General features: G+C 63.8%; 19 protein-coding genes. 5 read left to right on the forward strand and 14 right to left on the reverse strand.

Annotated features, from left to right (window positions below; genetic code table 11):
* Window positions 1-104 precede the first annotated feature (104 nt).
* Window positions 105-1,253, forward strand: a complete 1,149-nt coding sequence (locus tag C2L65_RS34560) for an acyltransferase family protein (protein WP_042306201.1) — start codon at window positions 105-107, stop codon at window positions 1,251-1,253.
* Window positions 1,254-1,284: 31 nt separating this feature from the next.
* On the opposite strand, the gene C2L65_RS34565 is transcribed toward C2L65_RS34560, so the two are convergent.
* A complete protein-coding gene (locus C2L65_RS34565; RefSeq protein ID WP_042306200.1) occupies window positions 1,285-3,207 on the reverse strand; it encodes an SMP-30/gluconolactonase/LRE family protein in 1,923 nt (640 codons plus the stop codon).
* A gap of 264 nt (window positions 3,208-3,471) precedes the next feature.
* Here C2L65_RS34565 and C2L65_RS34570 point away from each other — a divergent pair, with 264 nt between their 5' ends.
* From C2L65_RS34570 to C2L65_RS34580, 3 genes are all read left to right on the forward strand, one after another.
* Entirely contained in the window at window positions 3,472-3,636 is a 165-nt protein-coding gene (locus C2L65_RS34570) for an FmdB family zinc ribbon protein (RefSeq protein ID WP_007585164.1), read from the forward strand.
* Window positions 3,637-3,900: 264 nt separating this feature from the next.
* A complete protein-coding gene (locus tag C2L65_RS34575; RefSeq protein WP_042306199.1) occupies window positions 3,901-4,161 on the forward strand; it encodes a hypothetical protein in 261 nt (86 codons plus the stop codon).
* Between the two features lie 447 nt (window positions 4,162-4,608).
* Window positions 4,609-6,126: a diguanylate cyclase domain-containing protein gene (locus C2L65_RS34580; protein ID WP_174485044.1), complete on the forward strand. Its 1,518-nt coding sequence runs from the start codon at window positions 4,609-4,611 to the stop codon at window positions 6,124-6,126.
* Window positions 6,127-6,156: 30 nt separating this feature from the next.
* On the opposite strand, the gene C2L65_RS34585 is transcribed toward C2L65_RS34580, so the two are convergent.
* The 9 genes from C2L65_RS34585 to C2L65_RS34625 all read right to left on the reverse strand — a co-directional run bounded on the left by C2L65_RS34585 (window position 6,157) and on the right by C2L65_RS34625 (window position 14,498).
* Complete coding sequence (locus C2L65_RS34585) at window positions 6,157-6,510, reverse strand: RidA family protein (protein WP_007585158.1); 354 nt, start codon at window positions 6,508-6,510, stop codon at window positions 6,157-6,159.
* Window positions 6,511-6,580: 70 nt separating this feature from the next.
* The gene (locus C2L65_RS34590) at window positions 6,581-7,747 is read right to left on the reverse strand and encodes an NAD(P)/FAD-dependent oxidoreductase (protein ID WP_042306258.1); all 1,167 of its coding nucleotides are present in this window, start codon (window positions 7,745-7,747) and stop codon (window positions 6,581-6,583) included.
* 7 nt (window positions 7,748-7,754) lie between these two features.
* On the reverse strand, window positions 7,755-9,176 hold the full coding sequence (locus C2L65_RS34595; RefSeq protein ID WP_042306197.1) for an FAD/NAD(P)-dependent oxidoreductase: 1,422 nt from the start codon (window positions 9,174-9,176) through the stop codon (window positions 7,755-7,757).
* Window positions 9,166-9,507, reverse strand: a complete 342-nt coding sequence (locus C2L65_RS34600) for a (2Fe-2S)-binding protein (protein ID WP_035995056.1) — start codon at window positions 9,505-9,507, stop codon at window positions 9,166-9,168. Before C2L65_RS34600 ends, C2L65_RS34595 begins: the two co-directional genes overlap by 11 nt.
* A gap of 7 nt (window positions 9,508-9,514) precedes the next feature.
* Window positions 9,515-10,651, reverse strand: coding sequence for an NAD(P)/FAD-dependent oxidoreductase (locus C2L65_RS34605; RefSeq protein WP_042306196.1), 1,137 nt, complete (start codon window positions 10,649-10,651; stop codon window positions 9,515-9,517).
* Window positions 10,648-11,445 (reverse strand): ABC transporter permease, encoded by a 798-nt coding sequence (locus tag C2L65_RS34610; protein WP_007730852.1) that lies wholly within the window; start codon window positions 11,443-11,445, stop codon window positions 10,648-10,650. Before C2L65_RS34610 ends, C2L65_RS34605 begins: the two co-directional genes overlap by 4 nt.
* 4 nt (window positions 11,446-11,449) lie before the next feature.
* Window positions 11,450-12,322 (reverse strand): ABC transporter permease, encoded by an 873-nt coding sequence (locus C2L65_RS34615; protein WP_042306195.1) that lies wholly within the window; start codon window positions 12,320-12,322, stop codon window positions 11,450-11,452.
* A complete protein-coding gene (locus tag C2L65_RS34620; protein ID WP_042306194.1) occupies window positions 12,309-13,379 on the reverse strand; it encodes an ABC transporter ATP-binding protein in 1,071 nt (356 codons plus the stop codon). Before C2L65_RS34620 ends, C2L65_RS34615 begins: the two co-directional genes overlap by 14 nt.
* A gap of 54 nt (window positions 13,380-13,433) precedes the next feature.
* Window positions 13,434-14,498, reverse strand: a complete 1,065-nt coding sequence (locus C2L65_RS34625; protein WP_042306257.1) for an ABC transporter substrate-binding protein — start codon at window positions 14,496-14,498, stop codon at window positions 13,434-13,436.
* 134 nt (window positions 14,499-14,632) lie between these two features.
* Here C2L65_RS34625 and C2L65_RS34630 point away from each other — a divergent pair, with 134 nt between their 5' ends.
* Window positions 14,633-15,595 carry a LysR substrate-binding domain-containing protein gene (locus C2L65_RS34630; RefSeq protein WP_042306193.1) on the forward strand — a complete coding sequence of 321 codons (963 nt, stop codon included), beginning with the start codon at window positions 14,633-14,635 and terminating at the stop codon, window positions 15,593-15,595.
* A gap of 57 nt (window positions 15,596-15,652) precedes the next feature.
* Here C2L65_RS34630 and ppnP read toward each other — a convergent pair whose 3' ends face one another.
* The 4 genes from ppnP to pdxR all read right to left on the reverse strand — a co-directional run bounded on the left by ppnP (window position 15,653) and on the right by pdxR (window position 18,477).
* Entirely contained in the window at window positions 15,653-15,973 is a 321-nt protein-coding gene (ppnP, locus tag C2L65_RS34635) for a pyrimidine/purine nucleoside phosphorylase (protein WP_007585139.1), read from the reverse strand.
* 126 nt (window positions 15,974-16,099) lie between these two features.
* Window positions 16,100-16,420, reverse strand: coding sequence for a quaternary ammonium compound efflux SMR transporter SugE (gene sugE, locus C2L65_RS34640; protein ID WP_042306256.1), 321 nt, complete (start codon window positions 16,418-16,420; stop codon window positions 16,100-16,102).
* Between the two features lie 68 nt (window positions 16,421-16,488).
* Complete coding sequence (locus C2L65_RS34645; protein WP_042306192.1) at window positions 16,489-16,932, reverse strand: carboxymuconolactone decarboxylase family protein; 444 nt, start codon at window positions 16,930-16,932, stop codon at window positions 16,489-16,491.
* Window positions 16,933-17,055: 123 nt separating this feature from the next.
* Window positions 17,056-18,477 (reverse strand): MocR-like pyridoxine biosynthesis transcription factor PdxR, encoded by a 1,422-nt coding sequence (gene pdxR / locus C2L65_RS34650; protein WP_042306191.1) that lies wholly within the window; start codon window positions 18,475-18,477, stop codon window positions 17,056-17,058.
* Between the last annotated feature and the right edge of the window lie 67 nt (window positions 18,478-18,544).

Here is an 18,544-nt window from a genome sequence, read left to right on the forward strand (position 1 = left end):
TTCAAGTCTCGAGCGGCGCCATTTAATTTCGCCAATTATTTTCCATTTTTGTTATCGGCTGCGACGATAAGATCGACGCAGCCGTAATAAAAGGGGCGAAAAAAATGGCGAGTACCTTGAAGCTGCCGGCGTCGGCCAATTCCGGAAAATCCTTAAAGATCGACGGCATTCGCTTTCTTGCGGCGTTCTGGGTACTGATGTACCACTTCAAGCCGCCCCTTTTCAAGGAACTCCTGCCGCATCGGCTCTCGTTTCTGGGCGGGGCGTTGTGGTCTGGATCGACCGCCTTGTTCGCCGGGCCCGCCGCTGTCATCGTGTTCTTTGTGATTTCCGGCTATTGCATTCACGCTGCATATCACAAGGACGTCGCGCTCAAACCAGTCAACTATTACGCGTCGAGATTCATCCGTATTGGGTTGCCACTGGTCGTTTTGCTATGCGTCGTTCAGCCATTGCCGACTGGGCAGAACTATCTGGAATCGGTGTTGTGGTCGCTTTACTGCGAGATGGTGTATTACGCCGTTTATCCGCTTTTGCGGCCGCGCTTTCACTATATTGGCGAAATGATCGTCGGCTGTGCGCTGATGGCGGTTGCGATGGTTGCATGCGTGCGGCTGTTCGGGCATCCCGTTTGTCGCGGTTGTGTCTATGAAACCTATCGCGTTCCGGGCACGGCGTTGCTGTACGCAGCCGGCTGGATTTCAGGCTGCCTGATCGCGGAGACACAGCGCAACGCAGCGCAGTTTCAGATTCGTGGCGCGTATTCGCCGCTAACGAGAGCAATGAGGCATGGTCTGGATGCGTGTACGCGTCTGCTTGCCAACCATCTCGTCGTGCTGAGGACGGTGGTCGTTGCCGCAGGCGCAGCCGTGATGATTCTGCTGTCGGAATCGAGTCTCAAGCCGGCCATGCTGCCGCTGATCACACCGGATATCACGCTGCCTGTATTTCAAATCCTCGCGGCGATCTGGATCGCGACGGAAACCGCGACGCCGTCACAATCCCGTTCGTGGACGGTGCTGGCTGCATGCGGCGCTTGGTCGTACAGCCTTTATCTTTGCCACAAGACGGCGCTCGCGCTACTCGAAATGACGACATTCGACGAAACCTCGCGCTACGCATGGTTCGTCGAAGTGGCGCTGGCCTTCGCGATCAGCTACGCGTTCTACCGGATCATCGAAAAGCCTTCGCACGTCATTTCGCAGCGGCTGCGCAAGTACACACCGGACGTGCCGGGCGCGCCCGCGGCCTGAACCGCAACGGCGCTGCCCTTGCGCAAAGACATCACGGCGTCCAGCGATAAACGATGATGCTCGATCCGTTGTAGTTGTCTTTCGTGACCACATACTCGCCCGTCGATCTGAGGTAGGCTCGCAGGCCATACATCGAGTCGACATCGTTGCCGACGTCCACGTTGCCCGGGTTCGAATTGGTCAGCGTTGCGTCGAGGCGGCCCGTGGTGAGATTGAATGCGTCGATGTTCGGCACCGTGTGTACGTATCCGATGAACAGATAGTTGCCCGCCGCCGTTATCGACTTCGCATTTGCGCTGGTGAGATTGATCACCGGGTCGGGCCGCGTCATGTTGCCCGCGCTCCAGCCGTGATACACCTCGATCCGCGTGTTCATCGCGGTCCAGTCCCAACTGCCTGCGATGCCTTGCGCAAGAATCATCGTGTCGCTTTCGGCGAGATAGATGAGGCGCGTCAACGGACGGATGCTCATCGGAATCGGCAAAGCGATCCCGGGTCCCCATGCCGGCTTGCCGTATCCATCGAAGCCCGTCAGCGGATAGTGATAGATGTGATTCGTGCGATCGAGCCCGGCCCACACGTCGCCTTTGCTGTCGATGCTAAAGCCGCCTGTCACCGGGCGCGTCGTATTGAACGCGGCACCGGGCAGCGACGCATCCGGCACCGCGATATAACCCTTCGACGCTTCGAAATGGAAGAAGTAGAAGATGGCCGGGTTCTGTCCTGACGCAACGAGAATCCGGTTGCCTCCGACGCTGACGAGCTGGCCGAAGTGCTCGTCGCGTTGCGTGTCGTTGACGTTGAGGCGCGGGTCGTTGGGATACGAGAAAGGATCGACGGTATTCGCGATGAAGGTGCCGCCCGCCGTGCCCGAATAGATGTTCGTGCCGCTATAGAACAACGCGCCATCCGTCACGGGATCGGGAGCGGCGACAGCTTCGAAGTTGAGCGACTGCAGCTTCCACAGCAGGGTGCCCGCGCTGTTATATGCGTGAATGTCCGTGCCGCCGTTGCGGCCGAGATCCCAGCCCCCGCCCCACGGATTGTTGAGCACATACAGATTGCCGGCTGAGTCCTTGCCGATGCCTTCGATACGCGTGAAGCGCTTGTCGCCGACCTGACCTTTGATGCCCGTCGTCGTGTCGAGATAGCCGCCCTGAACACCGAAGGTGCCGGCCAGTTGCGACGCGCCTGTCGTGCTGTAGAGCTTGATGTTCATGTCGGGGCCTTCGTCGCCGACCATCAGCAGGCCCGTTGATGCATCGAAGTACAACGCGGAAGGTCGCGAGGTCGCGGGCATCTGGATTGTGTTCAGCAAGGCGCCCGTGGGACCGTATTCGACGATGGCGCCCGCGCTCTTGCGCGCCACCCAGAGATTGCCCGCGCTATCCAGCGCGAGCGCCCCAGGTCCAGCGACGCTGAAGTCCTGCTGCCAAGCGCCATCTGTCGTGAAGACGCGCACGCGATTGCCGAAGAAATCGCTCGCATAGAGGAGCGAGCCGGCCGTCGCGAGTCCCGTGATCGCATCGGCGCGGGTCACCGCGTTCCATGTGCTGACGTTGATGACGAGATCGCGTGTACACGTCGCGCGGTTGTAGCGCCCGACGCCGCCGCTGCCGTATTGCGTGCCCGCCTGCATCGCCGCGAAAATCGACGTCGCATTGCCCGTAATGGCGCCGCCTTGAAACTCGCTATGGATACCAATCGATCCAACGCTTCGTCCGTTCTGGTAAATCGCGACGCCGCCTTCATTCTCGTCCCACATCGAAGCTGTATAGACGACGCCTTCTGGCGCGACCCACATCGAACGCGCGGCATTGCCGACGTGCGAGGCGAGCATGCCATAAGTATTCGCGAGCCAGTCGGTCGTGTATTGCGCATGACAGACCGATGCGACCATCGCAATGAATGCGCCGAAGAGCAGGGCGGGTAGTCGTATTCGTCTGTTGTGCATGCGATAGGTTCTCCTGACGTCAGTCGATCGGATAAGTGAGTAAATCGTGCATTGGCGATGCACGAAATTTTAAGTGCCCATTTATTCAAACGGGTATCGATATCCGAACGTGAGTGCAGAAAAATAGCGTTCCATGCTGAGCGCATGGCCAGCACCCATACGCGATACGAAAAACCCTTCAATCGATGCATGCCGCACTAGAATGGGTTACTGCCGTATGCGTTTTCGCATCCGCATCCAATTCGTCCGCATCGGAGAATCAGCATGCCGACCTATCAGTATCGTTGCGAGAGTTGTGGGGAAAAGTTCGAGCACGCGGAGCACGTTGCAGAACATGCGACGGCGCAGCTGAAATGTCCCAAATGCGGCAGCGACAAGGTGCAGCACGCACCGACGCCTTTCGTCGCGAAGACGTCGCGCAAGAGTTGAGCGCGTGACATAGCGCGAGGCACGCAGATGCAACCATGCGACGCATGCAAGGCTTTGGACGGAAAGCCATCGTCAGCGCCGCCGCATGGCGATTTGAGCGCGATGGGTTCTGACGCCAAGGTGTGTGACGAATACCGTTGCACCGTCTGTGGTAACTGGATGCTTAGAAACACGCCTGGCATCTGGTCGTTGCGCAATCCGTCGGGCGCACCCACCGCGTGAACCTGCGACGTTCACTAGTGGAATTTTCTGATCGAGGTCGTGATGGCATGGCTTGTCATTCTGCACGGCGCTTACTGGCGCAACGTTTCACACGACGTATTCAGCGAGCATCCGAAAGAGGACGACTGGAGCCAGTTGACGTGCGACACCTTCGACGCAAGCGAAGGCATGTGCGAAGCGGAAGTCGATGGCCTGAAAATCCTGATTCCACGCAATACGGTGATTGCAGCCGTGAACCTGCAGGATCGCGAACAGGCAAAAGGTTTTGCCTTGCCTGCCCGCGATGGGCACGTTCATCGTTGACGGCTCACATCGATGCCTGTCAGCGGCCGTGCTGATGTTCACACCATCGGCGTGGCTTGAGGTGGCAATCGCCTTATCTTTCCTTCAGGCGCTATCGGCAGCGAATTGCCGTTAGTGCTTCTGCGAGCCGATCGACCCGGTCAGGTCTTCGCTCATCGTCGCAACGCTTCGACTGCGATGCGCCGCAGCCTTTCTTCCACCGCATGCTCGACATTCACAGCAATGTCACGCTCCAGCGCTGCATGACAGATGCACGCTCAACGGAATTTTGCGTGAGTAACATATACACGCGGGCAGCACGAGCGGCCAAAATTACGGCATCATGCGTCACCTGCCGCTTGCGTCGCGTTTACCTGACTCAAGACCCGCATTTTCAGGCCGTTAACTCAGAGAGCAAAGCTTGCCCCGCGATGGGCCGGAATGCAGCGTCCCGATCACGGCCGAGCCATGTCCGAGAAAACTTCCATGTTTGATTCGCTACTGGCGACGCCCACGCCAGAGAAGGCCGTTGTCAGCCCGTCGGTGCGCGCAGCGCTGCTGTCCGCGCTGTTCGACAACGCATGGCCGTTGTTCCTGTCGGGCCTCTCCAGCATTTTCGTGGCCGTCGTTGCGTGCTTCCGGCTGCATCAGACATGGACGGCGCTCTGGCTGATCGCCGATATCGCCCTGCTGGCCGCACGCCTCGGGATCGTGCGCCTCTATGTGGCGCGCAGCCGTGTCGGTGAGGTGCATCCCGGCCCGTGGGCCGCCCGCTACGCGCCCGTCAGCCTGATTGCCTGCCTGCTGCTCGGCCTCGGCACGGCGGCGTGCTTTCTGTCGTCCGACAAGGAACTGGCCACGCTCGCGATCATGGTTGCTGCAGGCATCCTTGGCGGCATCGCGTCGCGCAACGCGGCGCTGCCGCGGCTTGCAATCGCGCAGATCTTTCTCGGCACGGTGCCGATCGGCATTGGCGCGCTGATAGCGCCGCAAAGCGGCGCATGGATTCTCGTGCCGCCGCTCATCGCGTACAACGCGGCGATGGTGTCGGTCGTGCGGCGCCACTATAACGGCCTCGTCGCGCTGATGACGGCTGAACAGCGGCACGCCGAACTGGCCGCGCGCTTCGATGCCGCGTTGGCCTACATGCCGCATGGCCTCTGCACCGTCGACGGGGCGGGCAAGGTCGTGATCGCCAACCGCCGCACGGCGGAGCTGTTCGGCGCGACCGTCGAGATGCTCAAGCTCAACGTGCCGCTGCCCGAGTTCATCGGCCACGTCGGCATCGCGCAGTTCGGCGGGACGCTGCGCAAGCGGCTCGTCGAACGATTCAGCGCATGGCTCGGCGACGAGCGCAGCCCGATGGGCCTCGAACTCCAGGACGGCCGCCAGCTGGAATTGACCCGCAACCCGGTGCCGGACGGCAGCGCCATCATCATCATCGAGGACGTGACCGAGCGGCGTCAGACGGAGGCGAAGATCCTGCACCTCGCGCGGCACGACGCGCTGACGGGCCTGCCGAACCGCCGCGAGCTGCGCGACCGGCTGGAGCAGATCCTGCTGGATCGCGCGCGGATGACGGGCGATGCGATCGCGATGATGTATCTGGACCTCGACGGTTTCAAGCAGGTCAACGACCGGCTCGGCCATTGCGCGGGCGACGAGGTGCTGGAGACGGTCGCTTCGCGGCTGTCGCGCGCGCTGCGTCCGGGTGAGCTGGTCGCGCGCCTGGGCGGAGACGAGTTCGCGATCATCGCCGACCACACCACGCTACCGTCCGTCGTCGCGCTGGCTCAGCGCGTGATCCGCGACATCGCGCTGCCGTACTACCTGTCGACGGGCGAGGCCGTCAGCATCGGCACGAGCGTCGGCATTGCGCTGGCGGCGAACGACGATTCCGTCGATGGCCTGATCCGGCGCGCGGATCAGGCGTTGTACACCGCGAAGCAGGCCGGCCGGGGCACGTATCGCGTGGCGAACGCGTAGGCTGACGGCGCCCGTTTCGAAGCGCCGCCGCTACGCCAGCGCGACGACGGCGATCTCGACCAGCAGTTCCGGCGCGGCAAGCTTCGCCTCGACGGTCGCGCGGGTCGGCGCGCAGCCGGGCGCGACCCACGCGTCCCAGACGCTGTTCATGCCCGCGAAATCGCGCTCGATATTCGCGAGCCACACCTGTGCCGACACGAGACGCGTCTTGTCGATGCCCGCCTTCTCCAGAAAGCCGTCGATCTTCGCCAGCACGCTCGCCGTCTGGATCTTCACATCAGCCGCGTGATCGTTCGACGTCTGGCCGCCGATGAACACAAGCCCCGCCGCCTTGACGACACGGCTCATGCGCTGATTCGTTTCGATTCTCACGATATCGGACATACGCTGGTTTGCTCCCTGGTTGAAGTGTTAAATAGCGCGCCGGACAGGGCGCGCATGAATCAATGGAATCTCAATGAGCGACGGCGCTCGCCGTCTGTTCGGAGACGGCCCGCCGCGCGAAGCGATCGATCGCGAATGCATCAAGCGGCAACGACGCCTCACCGTCGAGCACCAGTTCGGAGACGAGCCGCCCGCATGCCGGCCCGAGTTGAAAACCGCTGCCGCAGTAACCGAACGAGTAGACGAGATTCGACGCGCGGCGGCTCGCCGAGATCACGGGCAATGCGTCGTCGGTGAAGGCTTCAACGCCCGCCCACGCGCGATTCACACCAAGATGCCGCAAATGCGGAAACAGATCGACGACGGTATTCGCGCTGCGCACGAGGCGCGCGAAGTCGACCTCGCCATGCCGGCCGTCGAGGTCGGCAATACCGATCAGCTTGCCGCCGATCACGACCGTGCCATTGTCGAACTGCTTGAACGACAGCGGGCGGCCCGTTGCGCCGAGTGTCGCGCGGCAGAACGGCGCGACGCGATGCGTGACCATCAGCATCAGCCCTTCGGGATGAACGTGTACGCGTTCGCCGACCTGTTCGGCCAGTTGGCCCGCCCACGCGCCCGCCGTGATGACGAGCTTTTCCGCGCTGAACGTGCCGCGCGGCGTATGCGCGAGCCAGCGCGTGCCGCGCTGCTCGATGCGGGTAACGGGCGTGCCTTCGAAGAAGTGCGCGCCTTGTCGCTGGGCGGCGAGTCGGAAGGCTGTCGTCGTCTTGAACGGCAACGCATAGCCATCGCGTTCGACCCAGATGCCGCCCGTCACATGCGGCGCGAGCGCGGGTTCGAGTTCGAGCACGGTCGCGCGGTCGATCAGCTTCTCGTGCGTGAAACCATGCGCTTCGAGCAGCGCGACGCGTTCACGGCATTCGTCGAGTTCGGCCTCCGTCTCCGCGATCTTCAACTGGCCGGAAGGCACGAAGCCGCCGTCGTCGCCGATCGTGTCGCGCAACGTGTGCCAGATTTCGCGCGACATCAGCGCCAGTGGAATCTCCGGCACAGGCCGTCCGAGCGTGCGCACACCGCCCGCGTTCACGCCCGACGAGTGCCGCGCGACGTAATCGGCTTCGAGCACGATCACTTTCGCGCCGCGCGCGGCCAGATGGAACGCACTGCTCGATCCGTGCAGGCCGCCGCCGATCACTAGCACGTCGGCTTCACGCGTGGCGGCGGAAGGGGACATGGCGGCGTCATTCTTCACCTGCGAGTTCTCCAAGTGTGAGCGGCTTGATGGGCGGACGGATGCGGTAGTAGCCGACTTCGCCCGGCGGCACCTTGCGCGCGTCCGCGATGATCTCGGTGACGGTCAGCCCGCACATGCGCCCCTGGCACGGACCCATCCCGCAGCGTCCAAACGACTTCGCCTGGTTCGGCCCGATGCAGCCGAGTTCGACGAAGCCGCGTATGTCGCCTGCCGTGACTTCTTCGCAGCGGCAGACGATTACGTTGTCGTGCGGAATACGGTTCGCGTCGCGCGGGCGGTACAGGCTGTCCAGAAACGGACGGATGCGCATCACGTTTGCCAGCGTGCGTCGATGCGGCGCGGCTTCGATGTCACGCGTGGACGCGTCGATCGCGCCAAGCTGGCACACGGCCTGGAGCGCGCTCAATGCGCCCTGTTCGGCAGCAGCAAGCGCACCGCCGATGCCCCCGCCATCGCCCGCGATAAAGATGCCCGGCACGTCGAGTTCGCCCCATGCATCGGTGGTCGGGGCGAAGCATAGCTGCGCCGTGTCCCAGTGGTGTTGCGCGCGCAGCGAGAGCGTGAATTGCGTGTTCGGCACGACGCCTTGATGCAGCAGGATCACGCTGGCTTCGACCTTGTGCGCGCGGCCCTGTGTCGTGAAGCTGAGCGCGGCGGCGCGCTCGACGCCGTCTGCGTCGTGCTTCGATTCGACGCGCAGATCGTCGGCGGCCTCGAAGATCGGGACACCCGCGTCGCGCAGCGTGCGAATCAGTTGCAGCCCCTTGCCGAGAAACGGCCACGCGCGCAGCGCGGACAGCAGATACTTCTTCGCGCGCCAGCGATCCTCGTGACGCGTGGTATCGACGAGCGCACGGATCGGCACGCCCGCTCTCACGTATTGCCAGCCGAGCAGATAGAGCAACGGGCCGCAGCCCGCGAGAACGGGCGGCTCGGCAGGCACTTCGCCCGCGCTTTTCAGCAGGATCTGCGCGGCGCCCGCCGTCAGCACGCCGGGCAGCGTCCAGCCGGGAATCGGGAACGGCCGTTCCAGCGCGCCTGTTGCGAGAATCACGCGCTGCGCGTCGAAGCTGCCGACCTTGCCGTCCTTCAGGTAATGCACGGACCGCTCACGCGTGACCTGCCACACGGACGCATGCGCGACATGCCGCGCGCCGGAGCGCGCGAACGCGTCGGCAATGGCCGCGCCCGCAGCGTAGTCGGGGCCGAGTATCTCCTTGCGGCGCGCGTCGGCACGGCCAATCGCGCGATAGATCTGCCCGCCGACAGCATCCTGCTCGTCCAGCAGCACGACGGAAAGACCGGCGCGGGCCGCGCGCGTCGCCGCGCTCATCCCGGCGGGACCGGCGCCGACCACGACCACGTCGACGGCTTCGGACACAAACTCTGCGGCGTGTTCAGCGGCCATGAGCATCCTCCAGCGAAACAGCGACGGGCGGCAGATCGCGCGCGCCTTCCTGCGACCGGATGCGCATGCCGTCGCGCACGGTCACCATGCAGCTTTGCCGGCTCGGCACGCCGTCGATCTCGACCAGACACTCGAAGCACGCGCCCATCATGCAATAAGGCGCGCGCGGCGCGCCGGACACGGGCGTCGCGCGAAACCGCGCAATGCCGGAAGCAAGCAGCGCCGCGGCCACCGACCGGCCGCCCGGCACGCGCAGCGGCTGATCGTTGAACCAGATATCGACGGGCGCATCGGCGCCGGGCAGGGCCTTGAATAGCGGTGTGGAAGTCATGTCGGAATCAGTGAGCGGGAATGAGAGCGGGGGATTCGGTGAAGCGCATGCCCGAAAACGCGGGAAGCTCGTCGGGCATCACGCCGCCGGTGATCCACGGCGCGATGCGCAGCGCGTGCGCGGCGGCGAGCGTCACGCCGCTGTGGCAGGTGACGACGAAGGCGCCCGGATGCTGCGCAGACTGGTCGTAGATCGGAAAGCCGTCCGGGCTGTAGACGCGCAGCGCGGCCCAGGTTCGAACCAGCCGCACGTTCTTCAGCAACGGGAACGCGCGCACGCCGCGCCGCGCGATGTCCGACAGCACGTGCGTGGTGGTGAAATCGTTCAGGCCGACTTCTTCCATCGAATCGCCGAATTGCACGGTGCCTTCGTCCGTTTGCCGGACGTTGAGCGTCGGATAATGCAGGAACGGCGCGACGCGCTCGCTGATCAGCACCTGCCCGCGGTTGGGCGCGACGGGCGCGTGCAGCCCGACATGCGGCGCGAGCGCGCGATTGCCTAGGCCCGCCGCGAGCACCACGCGCGCCGCGCGATACGTGCCGCGCTTGCCCTGCACGGCGAAGCCGCCGCTGTTGGGCGTGATGCGCAGCGCTTCCTCGTTGCTGACCAGGGTCACGCCGCGCCGCTGCATGCCTGTGTGCAGCGCGCGCAGCAGCTTGAGCGGATTGACGTGGCCATCCATCGGCGTATAGCTCGCGCCGATCACGTCCGGACCGATCTGCGGCAGGCGCTCGCGCACCTCGCGCGCATCGAGCAACTGATACGGGTAGTCGCCCAACTCGCGCTGCAGCGTTCCGAGCCGCTTTGCGCGGTCGGCGAGGTCGTCGTCGGAGAAGCAGAAGTGAAAGCCGCCAGGCTGGCGCAGCGCCACGTCGATACCCGTTTCGTCGAGCAGCGCAGCGGCAAGCGCAGGCCAGCGCGTCGCCGAACTGCGCGACCAGCGCGCGTAAGGCGACAGGCCATAGCCCTTGCCCTGAATCCAGACCAGCCCGAAATTGCCGCGCGACGCGCGAAACGCGCCGTCGTCCTGATCGAGCACCGTCACTTGCGCGCCTTCGCGCGCCAGGCCCCAGGCGACGGCGGAACCGACCAGCCCGCCGCCCAGCACGAGCACGTCGGGATTGGCGGATGAGTTGCGGGTCATCGTGCTTCTCCGATCAGGATGCGGTCCAGTCCGACCATGCGGTCGAGCAGCACCATCAGCAGAACCGTGCCGACGATCAACACCGCCGAGACAGATGCGACGAGGGGATCGATGGTCTGCGCGATCTGGTTGTACATGGCGACGGGCAACGTGGTCGTGCCGGGCGTCGCGACGAAAATGGTCATCGTGAGTTCGTCGAAGCTCTGGATGAACGACAGCACCCAGCCGCCCGCGACGCCCGTGCGGATCATCGGCAGCACGACGCGGCGAAACGCAGTGAAGCGGCTCGCGCCGCACGACAGCGCGGCGCGCTCGGCGTCGCGGTCAAGCCCGACGGCGGAAGACAGCGCGAGCCGCAGCGCATACGGCAGCACGACGATCACGTGCGTCGCGACGAGCGCCCAGAACGAGCCGCTCAGATGCAGCATCGACAGGAAGCGCAGGAACGCGATGCCGAGCACGACGGCGGGAATCATCATCGGCGAGAGGAAGAAGCTCATCAGCGCGGCGCGGCCCGTGAAGCGGTAACGGGCAATCGCGAGCGCGGCGGGCACTGCGAGCGCGACGCCGATGGTCGCCGCCGCGAACGCGAGCCGCACCGAGAGCCAGAACGCCGACACGATGTCGCCGTTCTCGAGGATCGCGCGAAACCAGCGCAGCGACGCGCCGTCGAATGGCATCGAGATAAAGCCCTTGTCGGTGAACGCGACCAGCATCACGACAACCAGCGGCGCGAGGATGAAAGTCAGGAACAGCGCGTTGAACAGCAGGCCCCAGAATCCGTTCTGTTTCATGGCGTCACTCGAAAATGTGCTTGAAACGGCGTTCGGCGAGACGGCTGCAACCCATCACGATCGCGACGTTCGCGATCAGCAGCAGCACCGCGATACTCGCGCCGAGCGGCCAGTTGAGCGTGCCGAGGAATTCGTCGTAGGCAGCCGTCGCGACGACCTTCAGACGGCGCCCGCCGATCAGCGCAGGCGTCGCGAAGGCCGAAGCCGACAGCGCGAACACGATGATCGAGCCGGATAGAACGCCCGGCATGATCTGCGGCAGCACCACGCGGCGAAACACGCGCAGCGGCGAGCCGCCCAGCGACAACCCCGCCCATTCGACTTGCGGATCGAGCTTTTGCAGCGTCGCCCACACGGACATCACCATGAACGGCACCAGCACATGCGTGAGCGCGATGATCATGCCCGTCATCGTGAACACGAGGCGGATCGGCTCGGACGTGATGTGCAAGGCCTGTAATGCGTTGTTGAGCACGCCGTTGTTGCCGAGCAGAATCTGCCAGCCGAGCGTACGCACGACGACGGAGATCAGCAGCGGCCCGAGCACAATCAGCAGGCACAGCGACTGCCACGGCCGCTTCATGCGAGCGAGCACGATGGTTTCCGGCACGCCGAGCAGCACGCTCAGCAGCGTCACCGCGAGCGCGAGGCCCGCCGTGCGCAGGAAGATTTCCGCGTAGTACGGATCGCTCACGACCTCGGCGTAGTTCTTGAGCGTGTACGCGGTCTGCACGCCCGCCACGTCGCTGAAGACGCGAAACGACAGCAGCAGCGTCAGCACGAGCGGCACGAGCAGCAGTGCGCCGAACAGCAGCAGCGCGGGCGCGGACAGCAGCCACGGCGCGGCGCCCGCGCGCGAATCGTCAAGCGTTGCCATGGGCGCTCTCCCGGGTCAGCACGCGCAGATCGTCGTCGGTGAAGGCGAGGCCGACTTCGTGGCCTTCCTCGGGCGGCGGTGCGCCGAAATTCGGCTGCGCGACACGCAGCATGCCGAGTTCGGTGTCGACTTCGAGCAGCCATTGATTGCCGATGAACACGCGATTCGCGATGCGCCCGTGCATGCGGGCATCGCCATTCGCAAGGCGCACTTTCTCGGGACGGATGTATACGTCTACCGCGCCTTCCACGTCGCGGCCTTCATGCGGCACATGCAGCGTCGTGCCCGCGACGTCCACGACCGCGCAGCGTGGATTGCGGCCCCGCACTTCGCCCGGCAGCGTGTTGGTACGGCCGAGAAACGTCGACGCGAACGGCGTAGCGGGGCGCTCGTAGGCATCGAACGGCGTGCTCAGTTGCGCGATGCGCCCTTTGTGCAGCACGGCGATGCGATCGCTCATCGTCATCGCTTCGACCTGATCGTGCGTGACGAGGATCGTCGTGATGCCGAGGCGCTTCTGGATCGCGCGCAGTTCGATATGCATTTCCTCGCGCAGCTTCGCGTCGAGATTCGACATCGGTTCGTCGAGCAACAGCAGCTCGGGGCGCATCGCCAGCGCCCGCGCGATGGCGACGCGCTGGCGCTGGCCACCCGACAATTCCTTCGGGTAACGCGCGTCGAGTCCCTTCAGACGCACAAGATCGAGCGCTTCGGCGACGCGCACCGCGCGCTCGTCGCGCTTCATGTTGCGCATCTCCAGGCCGAAACCGACGTTGCCGGCCACCGTCATGTGTGGAAACAACGCGTAGCTCTGGAACACCACGCCCATACCGCGCTTTTCGGGGCGCTCATGCGTGATGTCGCGGCCGCCCAGCGTGATGCGGCCCGCGCTCGGCGTGACGAAGCCGGCGATCATCTGCAGCGTGGTCGTCTTGCCGCAACCGGACGGACCGAGCAGCGACAGAAACTCGCCGCGTTCGACGGATAGATCGATATGCTCGACGGCGGTGAAGTCGCCGTAGCGCTTCGAGAGGCCTTGCAGGGTGAGGAAAGTCATGAGCGTCGGTCCTGTGCGGAGGCGGGCGTTGCGGCTGTGATGCTGCTGCTGTGCTTATCGCTCGACCGAGCGGTTCCAGCGCTCCGTCCATTCGGTGCGGTGCTGGTTGATCGTGGCCCAGTCCATGGCGGTCAGCTTGCTGACCTGGTCCGGGCCGTAGGGCACGCGCGCGGCCACGTCGGGCGTCAGCTTGACGGTCTTGTTGACGGGGCCGAGGCCGATGCCTTGCGCCTGCATCGCCTGCACTTCGGGGCTCAGCAGGTACTGGATGAAGTCCTGCGAGAGCTTGGGCTGCGCGTTCTCGGCCACGGGGCACGCCGCGACCTGCAACGCGACGCCGCCTTCCTTCGGATAGACGAACTTGAGCGGGAAGCCGGTGTTCTGCAGCGCGACCGCGCGGCCGCTGCCGTACGGCGCGATGATGACGTCGCCCGCCTGCATCAGACCGTCCATCTCGCCGGGCGTCGGCGCCCATGACAGCACGTCGGGTGCGACCTGCTTCGTCATCGCGGTGAAGCCCGGGTCGATGTTCTTCTCGCCGCCGCCGTTCATCCGCGCGAGCATCACGAGCGTGTGCAGGCCATACGTGTTGGTGATGGGCGGCACGCCGAGCTTGCCCTTCAGGCGCTTGTCGGTCAGCACCTGCCACGAATCCGGCGCGGGCAGGCCGAGCTTCTTGAACGCCTGTTCGTTGTAGCCGATGCCCGTCGCCACCATGCCGACGCCGACGGCCGTCGGGCCGAGCCGCGCGAGCGGATAGAGGTCCTTCATCACGGGCGCCTCGTCGACCTTGGCGCACAGGCCAAGCTGCATTGCCTGATACATCGGGCCGTCGTCCATCACCGCGACATTGATCTGCTGATGCCCTTTCTGCGCCTGGAGCTTCGCGAGCGTGTCGCTCGAATTGCCCGCGACGTAGACGATCTTCACGTCATGCGCCTTCTCGAACGGCGGGATGATCTTCTGACGATAGAGCTGCTCATTGGAGCCGCCGACGTTAGCGACATACAGCGTCGCTTCGGAGTGTGCGAGCAACGGCGCGGTCAGGCAGGCGGCGGAAAGGGCGGAGGAGAGAACACGGATCGTAAAACGGCAACGGCGGCGCAGCGTTTCTTGCATGACGACGATCTCCATTCAGTGTGGGAAGGACGCTCTGGCGGCGTGTCAATGGATCACAGTCTGGTCCGCAATGGTCATATCGTCCAATACGAATAAAATAGCTATCCATACATGGTTGATATGGGTTGAAGACGATGAACCTGAAGCATATCGAGGCGTTTCGCGCGGTGATGGTGGCCGGGTCGATGACGGCGGCGGCGAAAGCGCTCTTCACGTCGCAGCCGAACGTGAGCCGACTGATCTCGCAGCTCGAACGCGAAACGGGCTTGCTGCTGTTTCAACGCAGCGGCGTGCGGCTGATTCCGACCAGTGAGGGCACGGCGTTCTTTCGTGAAGTGGAGCGCGCGTATGTCGGCCTGCAGGGGCTCACCAATGCCGCTGCGCAGATTCGCAACCTGGGCAGCGGACGTCTGCGTATCGCCGCGATGCCGTCAGCGGGGTTGACGCTCGTGCCGCATGCGATCAAGCGCTTTCAGGACTTGCATCCGGGCGTGACCGTGTCGCTGCACGTCAACACGTCAGGCACGGTCAATCACTGGACGGCATCGCAGTTCTGCGATCTGGGCGTGGCCGTGTATATCAGCGAGGCGTCGAATTGCGATGTCGAAATGCTGTCGACAGTCGCAGCCGTCTGCGTAATGCCTGCTGCGCACCGGCTGGCTTCGAAGGCCGTCATCAAGCCGGCCGATCTGCAAGGCGAGTCGTTTATTTCGCTGTGTCATGGCGACGGCACGCGCGCGCAGATGGACGAGGTGTTCGTGCGCGCGGGCGTCGAACGCAAGCTCGCGATCGAGGCGCAGTACACGGCGATCTGCTGTGAGCTGGTGCGCTGCGGAATGGGTGTGACGCTGGCGCATCCGGGCGTGGCGCTGGATTTTGCCGGACCGGATATCGCCATCCGGCCGTTCTCGCCGGCGGTGATGTTCCCGATGTATCTGCTGTTTCCGCCGAATCAGCCGCGCGAGAGGCTGGCTGCGGCGTTCGTCGAAGTGCTCCGCACGGAGCATGAGGAAGTGATGGCGAAGCTGGCGTTGATCGTCCCTGACTCGACGCCGAAACGCACGCGCAAGCAAAGCGCCAGGCGGGCGGGGCAATGACGCAAGGGGATGTTGCCGCGAACGCATCTGCGTCGTCGCGGCAACGCGCGTGAGTCCTTACAGATAGCTGCAGACGTAGTCGAGCGTTTCGATCACGTCGATGTCGAAGCGGCTCTTGCCGGGCACCGAGAACGTCTCGCCTGCGCTGTAGGTTTTCCACTCGTCGCTGCCTTCCAGACGAATGCGGCATGTGCCCGCCTGCACTTCCATCAGTTCGGGTGCGTCGGTGCCGAAGTTGAGCGTGCCGGGCAGGATCACGCCCAGCGTCTTGCGCGTGCCGTCGGCGAAAAGAACGGTGTGCGACACGCACTTGCCGTCGAAGTAGACGTTGGCGCGTTTGACAACGGAAACCTGATCGAATTGCGTTGCGGCCGTCATGGCGGTGTTCCTCTGGGTCGTTGTGAATCAAGGCAGGAGCGCCGCATGAACGTGGCGACGCGAGGCCGTCATGATACAGCCTGCCTACGGCGGGGCTGAGAATCCCCGCGTAGACAGCGGTGCCTCTCAATTGCTGGCGACCAGCTTGAGTCCGATGACGCCGGCCAGAATGAGGGCGATGCAAAGTATCCTCATAGGCGCCGCGGAGTCGCCCAGTACCACGATGCCCAGCAGCGCCGTACCCGCCGCGCCGATACCCGTCCAGACGGCATAGCCCGTTCCAACAGGCAACGTACGCAGCGACAGTGAAAGAAGAAAGACACTCGACAAGCCGGTGCCGACGGTGAACAGCGCAGGTATCAATCGCGTGAATCCTTCCGACCACTTCATGCCGAAAGCGAACGCGATTTCAAACAGGCCTGCGACACCCAGTAAAGCCCATGACATGGATGACAGATTCATTGGTTGACTCGCCAGGCTTTGCGGCCGGGCGAGGTTGGGTCAGTGTGGGTTGATCAGTGTTGCGGTGGCGTGCGGAATGCGACGCCCAACCGGTTGAATGCGTTCATCAAGCCGATCGCGTAGGTGAGGTCCGCGAGTTCCTTGTCGCTGAATTCGGCGGCTGCGGCTTCATAGTCGGCGTCGGGCACGCGGGTTTCGGCCACGCGTGTCACGGCTTCCGCCCACGCCAGTGCGATCCGCTCGCGGTCGCTGAACACTGCGCCTGCTTCGCGCCAGACGGACACGAGTGCGAGCTTGTTGACCGTGACGCCGCGCTTGACGAGATCGCGGGTGTGCATGTCGATGCAGAACGCGCATCCGTTGATCTGCGAAACGCGCAGATAAACGAGATCGACCAGTTCTTTCGAAAGGCCGGAATTCTGCAGCGTGACGTATACGCCGCCGAACGCCTTATAACCTTCAGGCGATGCCTTTGCGTAGTCGATGCGGTTGTTCATGACGAGTCCTTGTGTGTGCTTGTTGAAAGACTCTATCGTGAGCGATCTTGGCCTGGTGATAAAGGTCCATAAATGGGTTTGAGTACCAGGCCAAGATTTCCGCGAAGATGACGGGGGCCGTCGTCATATCAGCGTCAGGATGCGACTGGCGAGATTCTCGGCAGTACGCCGCGAGTCGATATTCGTGAAGCTGACGAGCACGGCGGAAGCGCCATCGCGATTCGTCGTCCAGTCCGTCAAGGCTTCTCCGTACAGACCGTCTGCGCGCATGCGCGACACCAGCCGGCGGTCGGAGCGCCGGCCTTGCAGGCGCAAGATCAGATGCATGCCGCCTGGCTGCGAGTCGATTCGCAGGTGTCGCCCTAGCACGCTTTCCAGACCCTCTACGGCCGCTTCGCGACGCTCGGCATAGAGCTTTCTCATGCGTTGTATGTGCCGCGCGAAATGTCCTTCAGCGATGAAGGTCGCGACGATCGTCTGGGTCAGTTCGGGGCTGCCGCCTGCGAAAGCGTGAATGGATTGTTCGAACTGTTCGACCAGCGCTTCCGGCACGACAAGATACGCAAGGCGAAGGGAGGGCAGCAGAACCTTGCTGAACGTGCCCGCGTAAAGGACTCTGCCGTCGTGATCCAGACTCTTCAACGCAGGCAAAGGGCGACTGACGTAACGGTACTCGCCGTCGTAGTCATCCTCGATCACCCATGCGTTGTTGCGCGAGGCCCAGTCCAGCAGCGCGAGGCGCCGTGGCAACGATAGCGACACGCAAAGCGGACTCTGATGCGCGGGTGTCACAACGGCTGCGCGCGCCCTGGGCGCGAGTCGCAGCGCATCGGAAACGACCATGCCTTCACTATCGACGGGTACGGACACAGCGGCGATATTCAGGCGCGCCAATACTTCCCGTGTAGGCGGAAAGCCAGGGTCTTCATGCCATACACGGTCCCCCGGCTTCAGCAACGTATGAGCGATCAACCCGAGGCTGTGACGGTATCCCGAGGTCACGAAAACCTGCGAGGGCGAGCAGTCGATCCCGCGCGACATCTGAAGGTAGGCGGCAATCGCGGTCCGCAATTCGGGTAAGCCGAATACGGACGGATGAACCATGTCGGAAGCTTGCATGGCGCGTACGCATCGCGCGCCTAGGCGCGCCCAGATCTTTCGCGGAAAGGCATCGAGAGCGGGCAAGCCCATCTGGAAGGGCAAGATCGAATCGGGCCGGAAACTGGGCTCGTCAGTACTTTCAGCCGGTTTGGGCTGCGTGGCGGCGACGAGCGTTCGCGGCTTGAGGCCAGGCGTCACGATCGTGCCTGCCTGGCCGCGCGCCTCGATATAGCCCTCGGCCGTCAGCAGTGAATAGGCTGTGTCGACGGTGCCTCTCGACAAACCCAATTCGTTCGCCAGCGCGCGTGCCGAGGGTATCCGGTCACCCGGCTTCAGCATGCCGCCAGCGATAGCGGCGCAAAACCGATCGTAAATCTGCCGGTAGAAGGGCGAGGCCGAGGCGGGATCGAGCGGCGAAAGCGGGCTGGATTTCGAGGCGTTCATGGATCAGCCAGATGTGCGCAAATCACCAATGTAAGGCATGCCATGATGATCCCGATAGCCTGTACAA

Source organism: Paraburkholderia terrae (assembly GCF_002902925.1).
GTDB lineage: Bacteria > Pseudomonadota > Gammaproteobacteria > Burkholderiales > Burkholderiaceae > Paraburkholderia > Paraburkholderia terrae.

Excerpts from the sequence above, each read along its gene's own strand:
- C2L65_RS34560 (WP_042306201.1), top strand. The coding sequence starts at position 105 with ATGGCGAGTACCTTGAAGCTGCCGGCGTCGGCCAATTCCGGAAAATCC.
- C2L65_RS34565 (WP_042306200.1), bottom strand. The coding sequence starts at position 3,207 with ATGCACAACAGACGAATACGACTACCCGCCCTGCTCTTCGGCGCATTC.
- C2L65_RS34570 (WP_007585164.1), top strand. The coding sequence starts at position 3,472 with ATGCCGACCTATCAGTATCGTTGCGAGAGTTGTGGGGAAAAGTTCGAG.
- C2L65_RS34575 (WP_042306199.1), top strand. The coding sequence starts at position 3,901 with ATGGCATGGCTTGTCATTCTGCACGGCGCTTACTGGCGCAACGTTTCA.
- C2L65_RS34580 (WP_174485044.1), top strand. The coding sequence starts at position 4,609 with ATGTCCGAGAAAACTTCCATGTTTGATTCGCTACTGGCGACGCCCACG.
- C2L65_RS34585 (WP_007585158.1), bottom strand. The coding sequence starts at position 6,510 with ATGTCCGATATCGTGAGAATCGAAACGAATCAGCGCATGAGCCGTGTC.
- C2L65_RS34590 (WP_042306258.1), bottom strand. The coding sequence starts at position 7,747 with ATGTCCCCTTCCGCCGCCACGCGTGAAGCCGACGTGCTAGTGATCGGC.
- C2L65_RS34595 (WP_042306197.1), bottom strand. The coding sequence starts at position 9,176 with ATGGCCGCTGAACACGCCGCAGAGTTTGTGTCCGAAGCCGTCGACGTG.
- C2L65_RS34600 (WP_035995056.1), bottom strand. The coding sequence starts at position 9,507 with ATGACTTCCACACCGCTATTCAAGGCCCTGCCCGGCGCCGATGCGCCC.
- C2L65_RS34605 (WP_042306196.1), bottom strand. The coding sequence starts at position 10,651 with ATGACCCGCAACTCATCCGCCAATCCCGACGTGCTCGTGCTGGGCGGC.
- C2L65_RS34610 (WP_007730852.1), bottom strand. The coding sequence starts at position 11,445 with ATGAAACAGAACGGATTCTGGGGCCTGCTGTTCAACGCGCTGTTCCTG.
- C2L65_RS34615 (WP_042306195.1), bottom strand. The coding sequence starts at position 12,322 with ATGGCAACGCTTGACGATTCGCGCGCGGGCGCCGCGCCGTGGCTGCTG.
- C2L65_RS34620 (WP_042306194.1), bottom strand. The coding sequence starts at position 13,379 with ATGACTTTCCTCACCCTGCAAGGCCTCTCGAAGCGCTACGGCGACTTC.
- C2L65_RS34625 (WP_042306257.1), bottom strand. The coding sequence starts at position 14,498 with ATGCAAGAAACGCTGCGCCGCCGTTGCCGTTTTACGATCCGTGTTCTC.
- C2L65_RS34630 (WP_042306193.1), top strand. The coding sequence starts at position 14,633 with ATGAACCTGAAGCATATCGAGGCGTTTCGCGCGGTGATGGTGGCCGGG.
- ppnP (WP_007585139.1), bottom strand. The coding sequence starts at position 15,973 with ATGACGGCCGCAACGCAATTCGATCAGGTTTCCGTTGTCAAACGCGCC.
- sugE (WP_042306256.1), bottom strand. The coding sequence starts at position 16,420 with ATGTCATGGGCTTTACTGGGTGTCGCAGGCCTGTTTGAAATCGCGTTC.
- C2L65_RS34645 (WP_042306192.1), bottom strand. The coding sequence starts at position 16,932 with ATGAACAACCGCATCGACTACGCAAAGGCATCGCCTGAAGGTTATAAG.
- pdxR (WP_042306191.1), bottom strand. The coding sequence starts at position 18,477 with ATGAACGCCTCGAAATCCAGCCCGCTTTCGCCGCTCGATCCCGCCTCG.